Source organism: Streptomyces sp. SID5910, assembly GCF_009862125.1.
Taxonomy (GTDB): Bacteria; Actinomycetota; Actinomycetes; order Streptomycetales; family Streptomycetaceae; genus Streptomyces.
Window position 1 is genome coordinate 1 of the sequence record NZ_WWHX01000725.1, and the last position, 8,228, is coordinate 8,228.

At 72.4% G+C, this 8,228-nt stretch carries 10 protein-coding genes and 1 pseudogene; 2 read left to right on the forward strand and 9 right to left on the reverse strand.

Features of this window, described 5'->3' with window-relative positions; all coding sequences use genetic code 11:
* From GTW67_RS37865 to GTW67_RS25420, 4 genes and pseudogenes are all read right to left on the reverse strand, one after another.
* A pseudogene (locus GTW67_RS37865) lies at positions 1-153 on the reverse strand (arylsulfatase); the annotation flags it as partial.
* Complete coding sequence (locus tag GTW67_RS25410; RefSeq protein ID WP_161167106.1) at positions 123-470, reverse strand: GNAT family N-acetyltransferase; 348 nt, start codon at positions 468-470, stop codon at positions 123-125. The gene GTW67_RS25410 and the pseudogene GTW67_RS37865, both read right to left, overlap by 31 nt.
* A gap of 25 nt (positions 471-495) precedes the next feature.
* Complete coding sequence (panD, locus tag GTW67_RS25415; RefSeq protein ID WP_161167107.1) at positions 496-915, reverse strand: aspartate 1-decarboxylase; 420 nt, start codon at positions 913-915, stop codon at positions 496-498.
* A gap of 124 nt (positions 916-1,039) precedes the next feature.
* Positions 1,040-1,981 (reverse strand): SDR family oxidoreductase, encoded by a 942-nt coding sequence (locus tag GTW67_RS25420; RefSeq protein WP_161167108.1) that lies wholly within the window; start codon positions 1,979-1,981, stop codon positions 1,040-1,042.
* An 87-nt stretch (positions 1,982-2,068) separates the two neighbouring features.
* Here GTW67_RS25420 and GTW67_RS25425 point away from each other — a divergent pair, with 87 nt between their 5' ends.
* The gene (locus tag GTW67_RS25425) at positions 2,069-2,635 is read left to right on the forward strand and encodes a TetR family transcriptional regulator (protein WP_161167109.1); all 567 of its coding nucleotides are present in this window, start codon (positions 2,069-2,071) and stop codon (positions 2,633-2,635) included.
* Between the two features lie 103 nt (positions 2,636-2,738).
* Here GTW67_RS25425 and aztD read toward each other — a convergent pair whose 3' ends face one another.
* The 4 genes from aztD to aztB form a co-directional block, all read right to left on the reverse strand.
* Positions 2,739-3,938: a zinc metallochaperone AztD gene (gene aztD / locus GTW67_RS25430; protein WP_161167110.1), complete on the reverse strand. Its 1,200-nt coding sequence runs from the start codon at positions 3,936-3,938 to the stop codon at positions 2,739-2,741.
* A gap of 89 nt (positions 3,939-4,027) precedes the next feature.
* A complete protein-coding gene (gene aztC, locus GTW67_RS25435) occupies positions 4,028-4,990 on the reverse strand; it encodes a zinc ABC transporter substrate-binding protein AztC (protein ID WP_161167111.1) in 963 nt (320 codons plus the stop codon).
* Positions 4,987-6,240, reverse strand: coding sequence for a hypothetical protein (locus tag GTW67_RS25440; protein ID WP_161167112.1), 1,254 nt, complete (start codon positions 6,238-6,240; stop codon positions 4,987-4,989). Before GTW67_RS25440 ends, aztC begins: the two co-directional genes overlap by 4 nt.
* A gap of 10 nt (positions 6,241-6,250) precedes the next feature.
* On the reverse strand, positions 6,251-7,129 hold the full coding sequence (gene aztB, locus GTW67_RS25445; RefSeq protein WP_161167113.1) for a zinc ABC transporter permease AztB: 879 nt from the start codon (positions 7,127-7,129) through the stop codon (positions 6,251-6,253).
* A gap of 14 nt (positions 7,130-7,143) precedes the next feature.
* Between aztB and aztA the strand changes: the two genes are divergently transcribed.
* Positions 7,144-7,887 (forward strand): zinc ABC transporter ATP-binding protein AztA, encoded by a 744-nt coding sequence (aztA, locus tag GTW67_RS25450; RefSeq protein ID WP_161167114.1) that lies wholly within the window; start codon positions 7,144-7,146, stop codon positions 7,885-7,887.
* Between the two features lie 16 nt (positions 7,888-7,903).
* Here the strand turns inward: aztA and GTW67_RS25455 are convergent.
* On the reverse strand, positions 7,904-8,228 hold a 325-nt coding region (locus tag GTW67_RS25455), incomplete at its 5' end, for a DUF2470 domain-containing protein (protein WP_161167115.1).

The following is an 8,228-nucleotide window of genomic DNA, read 5'->3' on the forward strand; positions in this document are numbered from 1 at the left end:
CCGGTCCAGCAGCCCGGCATCGACGTGGTGCCGCAGCACGAGGCCGGGATGCGCCTCGTCGCGGAGGGCGTCGAAGACCGGCACGTGGACGGGTGAGGTGTGCAGCAGTGCCAGCACGCCGGTCAGAACCGGTCGGGGTGGGCCACGAGCCATTCCTTCGCCGCGCGCAGCAGCTCGGGGTCGGCGGCGGGGGCCTCGTCGGGGTGCCGTGCGGCCCACTTGACGACGTAGGGGCAGAGCGGGGCGACGGCGACGCCCTCGCCCCGCGCGATGGTGTACAGCTCGCGCGCCAGCGAGCCCGCGATGCCCTTGCCCTCGTGGGCGGGCTCGACGACGGTGTGCACGGGGACGAGGGCGCGCTCGGGGGCGTCCAGGACGAAGTACTCGACGCGGCCGACGACCTCGCCGCCGTCGCCCCTGGCCTCCAGGCGGCCCGCCGCCCGGTCGTCACGGATCTCGATGTCGCTCACGGGCACGCTCCTCGTACGAAGGGGATCAGGCCGACACGGCCTGAGGGCTGCGCTCCTGGTCCGATCCCGGCACCGGCTCGGACGGGTCCGCACCGAGCTTCACGATGCGGTTGTCGCCGTCCACGTGCACGACCCGCGGCTCCAGCGACCGCGCCTCGGCGTCGGTGACCTGAGCGTAACTGATGATGATCACCAGGTCGCCGGGGTGGACGAGATGGGCGGCGGCCCCGTTGATCCCGATCACACCGGACCCGCGCTCACCCTCGATGACGTACGTCTCCAGCCGGGCGCCGTTGGTGATGTCCACGATGTGCACGAGCTCACCGGGCAGCAGATCGGCGGCGTCCAGCAGATCGGCGTCGATCGTCACGGATCCCACGTAGTGCAGGTCGGCCTGGGTGACGGTGGCACGGTGGATCTTGGACTTGAACATGGTACGGAACATCGGGGAACTCCCACGGTAGGCTCCCTGCCTGCGCTTTTGCAGGTCAAGGGCTGTTACCACACCATACAGCCAGTCATCCGTCCGGGGCAGTGCCCCCCGCTGTGCCGCCGCGGACGGGACAGGGTCAGGCGGGCGGGGTGCGGAAGTAGTGGCCCTCGTCCAGGTCCTCCAGCAGGGTCGGGCGGGTGGGGTGCCAGCCGGTGAGTTCGCGGGTCAGGGTGCTGGAGGCCGGCTGGTCGGCGGAGAGCACCATGGCGAGCCAGCCGAAGTGCTGTTCGGCCTCCTCCGGCGGTACCGAGGCCGTCGGCAGGTTCAGGTGGCGCCCGATGACCTCGGCGATGGCGCGCAGGGGCACGCCCTCGTCGGCGACGGCGTGCAGGGTGGCACCGGCGGGGGCCTGCTCCAGGGCGATCCGGAACATGTGGGCGGAGTCGTCGCGGTGGACGGCCGGCCAGCGGTTGCTCCCGTCGCCGTAGTAGCCGGCCACGCCCTTGTCTCGGGCGGTCCGGACCAGCGTCGCGACGAAGCCGTGGTCCCCGGCGCCGTGGTTGGTGCGCGGCAGGCGTACGACCGAGGAGCGCACCCCGCGGTCGGCGAGCCCGAGCACGTACTCGCCGGTGGCCATCCGGGCCACCGCGCCGGCGGCGGCGGGCGGGACGGCGTCCACCGGCGGGACGTCGTGTCCGTCGCGCTCGGTCGCCGTCCGGCCGGCCTCCACGGGCGTGCCGGAGGCCAGGACGAACGGCTTGCCGGTGCCGGTCAGCGCCTCCGCCATCGCCTCGACGGCGCGGCGGTCCTCGTCGGACGCGGCCTTCATGTCCCCCCGGGCGAAGGCGACGTCGTGGTTGAACGCCAGGTGGATCACGCCGTCGGACGCGGCGGACGCCTCGCGGAGGACGCCGAGGTCGCCCAGGGAGCCGCGGACCGCCTCGGCTCCGGCGGCGGCGAGCGCCTCGGCCGAGGAGTCCGAGCGGGCGAGCCCGACGACCTGGTGTCCCGCGCCGATGAGGTCGGGGACGAGGGCGGATCCGATCCACCCGGACGCGCCGGTGACGAAAACACGCATGAGAATGACCCTTGGTGAGTGATGACAGTGACTGTCATCGACCGTAGCACGCCATGACAGTCACTGTCGTCACGTACCATCGGGGGCATGGGGAGATGGGAGCCGAACGCGCGCGGCCGGCTGGAGCAGGCGGCGCTGGAGCTGTACGGCGAGTACGGGTTCGACGAGACCACCGTGAAGCAGATAACCGAGCGGGCGGGTCTGACGGAGCGGACCTTCTTCCGTCACTTCGCCGACAAGCGCGAGGTGCTGTTCCCGCACACGAACCCGCTGCGGGATCTCCTGGTCGACGCGCTCACCGAAGCCCCGGCGACGGCGTCGGCGATCGAGGCCGTGTCCCTCGCCCTCCAGGCGGCCTCCGGCCTCTTCGAGGAGCGGGGAGAGCTCGCCCGGCAGCGTCAGGCCGTCATCGCGGCCCATGCCGAGCTGCGGGAACGCGAACTGGTCAAGCTGGCCGCCCTGACGTCGGCCCTCACCGAGGCGTTGCGGCAGCGGGGCGTGCCGGGATCGGCGGCCCGTCTCGCCGCCGAGGCGGGCACGGCCGTCTTCAAGGTCGCCTTCGAACGCTGGGTCGGCGACCCCGGCCGGCAGGACTTCTCGCGCCTCGTCCGGGAGACGTTCGACGAGCTCAGGGCCGTGACCGGGGGCGGGTGAACCGCGGCGCCGGTGCGTGGGAGCGTCCGGTATGGGCAGCGCGGAACGCCCGCCGGTGCGGGACCGGCGGGCGTTGCGAGGTGAGTGTTCGGGTGCGGGGCGGTCAGTGGCCGTCCACCGTGCCGGACAGTTCGTTGGTGGCCTTCGGCAGCGTGACGGACGTCAGCTTCTTCCCGGAGTCCAGGTCGAAGGCGTGCAGCCGGCGCTCGCCCGGCTCGGAGACGTACGCCGTGTGGTCGCGGACGAACAGGGTGGGCCTGGGCTGCTGCCAGTCCAGGGGCTCCGTCCAGTCGCCGACCGCTTCGATCTTCTTCTGCACCTTTCCGGTCTCCGGGTCGATGACGTGGAGGACACCGTTGGTGCCGAGCACGAGGGCTTCGCCGTGCGGGCCGCGGGCGAGTGAGCGGAAGGAGTAGCTGGTGCCGAGGTCGACCAGCTTCATCTTCGCCGTGCGGGTGTCGATCAGCGATATGCGGGTCGGCCGTTCCAGTTCCGCCTCGGGGTCGGTCTTGAAGTCGCCCAGCAGGACCGGGGAGGCGTCGCTGCCGGCCTGGTTGCCGGTGCGGGCGTAGTCGCCAGGGGCGTCCACCTTGGTGAACTTGCCGTCCTTGTACAGCAGTACGCCGTCCTCGCAGCCGAGTCCGACCACCTCTCCCTCGGCGGCGGCCTCGCCGTGGACGCCCGGGCAGTTCTCGGCGCGTGCGATCTCCTTGCCGTTCTTGTCCAGGACGAGGGCGCCGGTGCGCTTCTCCTCGGTGCCCAGGGTGGTGACGAGTCGACCGTCGGCCAGTTCGATGGCGACACCGTGGTGGGGCTCGGCGGAGGTGTAACTCCGGGCCTGCGGCTGCTTCCCGCCGGCCAGGTCGGCGGGGTCGAAGACGTTCACCTCTCCGGTGCCGTCCGTGAACAGGACGGTCATGCCGCCGTGCCGTACGACATGACCGGGCTTCGCGCCCTTGAACTCGGCTTCGGTGAAGTCTCCGTGGACCGCGTCGAGCACCCGGAAGCCGGTGTCGGTGGAGACGACGACGTGGTCCGCGTCGCCCGCCGGGCTGACCCGGTTGAAGCCGGGCAGCTCGATCGTCTTCGCCGGCTTCAGGGTCTCGCCGTCGAGGACGTACAGTCCGCCGTCGTAGGAGACGACCAGCGGGTCCCGGACCGCGGCGGCCTCGCCGCTCTTCGTCTGCTGCGGCTCGGCGTCGGACGAGGCGTCGTCGTTCCCGCCGCAGGCGGTCAGCGCCATGGATGCCGCCAGGGCGAGTGCCGTGGCCGTGAGCGTTCTGGCGCGTGTCTGCTTGATCATGGTGTGTGTCCTCTCCGGCCCTGGGCAGGGCTGGTTCAGGGGGTGGAGCGGCCGGCGTTCGGTCAGCCGGGCCGCGGGTGAGGCTCGTTTCAGGCGCCGGTGAGGCCCTCGGTCATGGCCGTGGTGTTGGCGCGCATCATCTCCAGGTAGGTGCCGGCGCCCTTGCCCTTCTCGGTCAGCGACTCGGAGTACAGCGCGACGACGTCCACGTCACCGCCCATCTCCTGACGCAGGACCTCCGCGAGGCGGGTGGGCTGGGAGGAGTCGGCGAAGACGGTGCGCACTCCGGCCTCCTCCATGGCCCGGGTGAGGGAGCGCAGGTCGGAGGCGCTGGGCGAGGCGAGTGTCGTGCCGCTGGGGATGACCGCGCCGATCACGCGGAAGCCGAAGCGGTCGGCCAGGTAGCCGAAGACGTGGTGGTTGGTCACCAGGGCGCGGCGGTCCTCGGGGATGGCCGCGAAGGACTTCTCCATCCAGGCGGTGAGGCCCGCGAGTTGTCCGTCGTAGCGTGCGGCGTTGTCCCGGACCGTCTTCTCGTCGACGCCCTCGACATGCTCGACGACCTGGTCGGCGATCAGTCCGGCCGCCTTGCGCACGCGGCCGGGGTCGGTCCAGAAGTGCGGGTCCGGTTCTCCGGCCTCCTCGTCGGGTCCGCCCTCCCGTTCGGCGTGGAAGGGTAGGGGGTCGGCCGCCTCGCCGGCCGCGAAGCCGGCCACGCCCGAGGCGCGGGCCGCCTCCACGTGCCGCAGGACGTTCTCCTCCAGGCCCAGGCCGTTGTAGACGACGAGGTCCGCGTTCTCCAGCTCGGCGGCCTGCACGGCCGACAGCCCGAAGGAGTGCGGGTCGGCATTGGGCCGCATCAGGACGGTGACGTCCGCCTCGTCCCCGACGATCTCCCGGGTGATGTCACCGAGGATGTTGGTCGTCACCACGACCCGGGGCCGGTCGTCGCCGCCGCTCGCGCAGCCGGTCGCCGTACCGGCGACGACGCAGAAGGTGACCAGGGTCAGCAGCAGGGCACGGACCCGCGCGGCTCCCACCCGCACGCTCATCGGCCCGTCTCCACCATCAGGGACGGCCGGACGTCCAGGCCGAACGTGCGGGCGACACGGAGACCGTCGTTGTAGTCGATCTCGTACACGCGCCTGCCCGACGGGTCGTTGAGGTAGGCCCGGCTCCGGTCGATCTCGATCACCGGTGCCGGGGCCTCGCCGGTCGCGGCCTTCGGGACGTCCTTCAGCAGGCGTCCGGTGACCGCGGTCTCCTTGCCGGTGGCCGTGTCGTAGCCGTGGAGGGCCCCGTCGGTCTCCAGGACGACGAGCGGGGAGCCTTCGCCTGCGGTGTTGACGGCGACGACGGGGCCGGTCTCCACCCGCTTCCAGGCACGCCCGGTGACGTCCAGGACCCAGACGGCGTCCTTCCCCGCGGGTGCCGTGAGCGTGGTGCTGTCCGGACGGTGCCGGAACTCGGTGGCCCGCTCCGTCTTCGGTACGTCGTCGCCGTACGGGATCTTCTCGGCGGTGAACGTGCCGTCGTCCTCGCGGACGAGCAGGGCGCCGTCGGCGCAGCCGAGGACGATGCCCCGCCGGGTGACCGCGTCGCCCTTCGGGTCCTCGCACGCGGACTCGGGAGCGGCGACGCGCTTGCCGGACCGGTCGAGCACGACGACCTGCGCGGGGGCGTCGCCGTCGCGCGTGAGGGCGATCAGATGTTCCGCGTACGGCACGACGGGCCCGGCGTAGGCGCCCGGGAGCCGGCCGGGGGTGCCGAGGGAGCCCTTCTCCAGGTCGGCGCGGGGGTACACGGCCGCCTTGCCGTCCGCGGCGGTGGCCACCGTGACGCCCGCGTCGCTGCGGATGTTCGTGCCGGTGCCGCCCGGGAGGTCGCCCACCTCCTGGATCTTCGCGCGGTAGTAGTGCACATGGTCTCCGTGGTCGACCATCCACGCGCCGCTGTCGAGGACGTGGGTGCTGTCGGTGCCGTGGAAGTAGCCGAAACGGCCGTCCGTGGTGAGTCGGGTGACGCCGGCCCTGCGCGCGGTGTTGTGGGTCTTGCCGGTGATCAGGTCCAGCACCCGGGTGTCGCCGGTGGCGGGGTCGCCGAGGAGGAGCCGGGACTGCTGCTCGGCGGCCTCGGTGGCACCTTCCACGTAGCCGTGGGGGGTGGTGGGGGAAGTGGGGCTCTCGGGACGGGACTTGGCGTCATCCTGGCCCGCGCAGCCCGCGGTCAGCAGGACCGCGGCCAGCAGTGCCGGAGCCAGCCGTGCCGGGGCCAGGGGTGTGACGTTTCTTCGGACGAACAAGGAGATCGCCTCAGGCTTCGTTCGGTCGGGTCGTGGGGGTGATCGCGGTGGAAGGTGCGGCGCGGTGTGCCCGGCGCCGGTGCCGGAGGCCGGACGCCAGGTGGGACAGGAAGAAGAGGCCGACCGCGAGGGCCGAGACGGTCGCGCCGGCGGCGGTGCGCAGATGCCAGGAGAGCAGCAGGCCGCCGAAGGTGGCGGCCGTGCCGAGGGCCGCGGCGAGGACCATGACGCCGCGCACGCCCCGCGCCCAGGGCAGGGCCGCCGCCGGCGGGGCGATGAGCAGGCCGAGGACGAGCAGCGTGCCCACGATGTGGAAGGAGGCGACGATGGCCAGGGCCAGCAGGCCGAGCAGCACGGCGTGCGCGACCCGGGGCCGCAGACCCAGCGTCCGTGCCTTGCGCTCGTCGAACGCCAGGGCCACGAAGGCCCGGTGGCCGAGTGCCGACACGAGCAGCGCCAGCAGCAGCGCCCCCGCGAGGAGGCCCAGGTCGCTCTCGCGTACGGCGAGGACGTCGCCGAAGAGGAATCCGGTGAGGTCCACGGCGAAGGACTGCGAGCGCGAGACGATGATGACGCCGAGGGACAGCATGCCGACGAAGAGCAGGCCGATGCCGGTGTCCTGGGACAGCCTCGGCGTGCGGCCGAGGGCGGTGACACCGGCCGTCATGACGGCCGCGCTCACCACCGCCCCCACCAGCAGGTTGCCCCCGAGCAGCGCGGCGACCGCGACGCCCGGCAGCAGTCCGTGGGACATGGCGTCGCCGAGGAAGGCCATCCCCCTCAGCACCACCCACGTACCCGCGAGGGCGCAGGTCGCCGACACCAGAATCCCGGCCCACAGGGCCCGTTGCACGAAGGCCACCTCGAAGGGGGCCGTCAACCACTCCATACGACGACCCTACAATGACAATCATGTTCAACAAACACCGCCCGTTGCCGCCCGCAGGCGCAGCGAAGAGCGAGCGTGTCCGGTTCACCGAGCTGGACGCGGGCTATCCCGGCCGTCCAGTGCTCCACCAACTCAGCGCGGCAATACCGGCGTTGACCATGACGGCGCTCATCGGGCCGAACGGCAGCGGGAAGTCGACGCTGCTCGGTGTCCTCGCCGGCGTGATCGATGCCACATCCGGGCAGCTCCGGTACGCGGAGGGCCGCCCGCCGGCCTTCGTCCCGCAGCGGGGCGCCGTCGGTGACGCGCTTCCCCTCACGGCGCGGCAGACCGTGGAGATGGGCCGCTGGGGCGAACGGGGGCTGTGGCGGAGACTGACCCGGCAGGACCGGGCCGTGGTGGACTCGGCCATGGAACGGTTGGGCGTCGCCGGCCTCGCAACCCGCCAGCTCGGGGAGTTGTCCGGCGGGCAGCGCCAACGCGTCCTGATCGCGCAGGGTCTCGCCCAGCAGTCCGACCTGCTGCTCCTGGACGAGCCGACCACCGGGCTCGACCCCGAGGCCCGGGAGCGGATCACGGCCCTGCTGGCGGAGCTGGTCACCGACGGCACGACCGTCGTCCAGGCCACGCACGACCTGGACGCCGCCCGCTCGGCCGGCGCCTGCCTCCTCCTCAGCGACGGACGACTGGTCGGACAAGGGCCCCCCGAGCGGGTGCTCACCCCGGCGGCCCTGTCCCGGGTCTGGCAGCCGGCGTGAAGGCCGCCTTCCCGGCTCAGGTCAGCAGGTGGCCCGGGTGGGAGAGGCGGCGGGCGGCCGACAGCAGGGCGTGGATCTGGGCACCGACGTGGTCGATGTCGCGCACGGGCCTGTTGAACGGCAGCCGGACGTCACGGTGACCGCGCGCGAGTTCGAGACGGAGCGTCAGTCCGTAGCGGTCGATGCCCACCGGGAGGGCTCGCCGTACTCCCCTGTCCGGGCCGGGGCGGACCAGGCGCAGGAGCAGCGGGACGAGTTCGGGGTGGTCGTCGACGAAGTGGGTCAGCATGCCCGCCTCGCTCGTCGCCAAGGGGTCGAGTTCGGCCGCCTCGAGCTCCTGG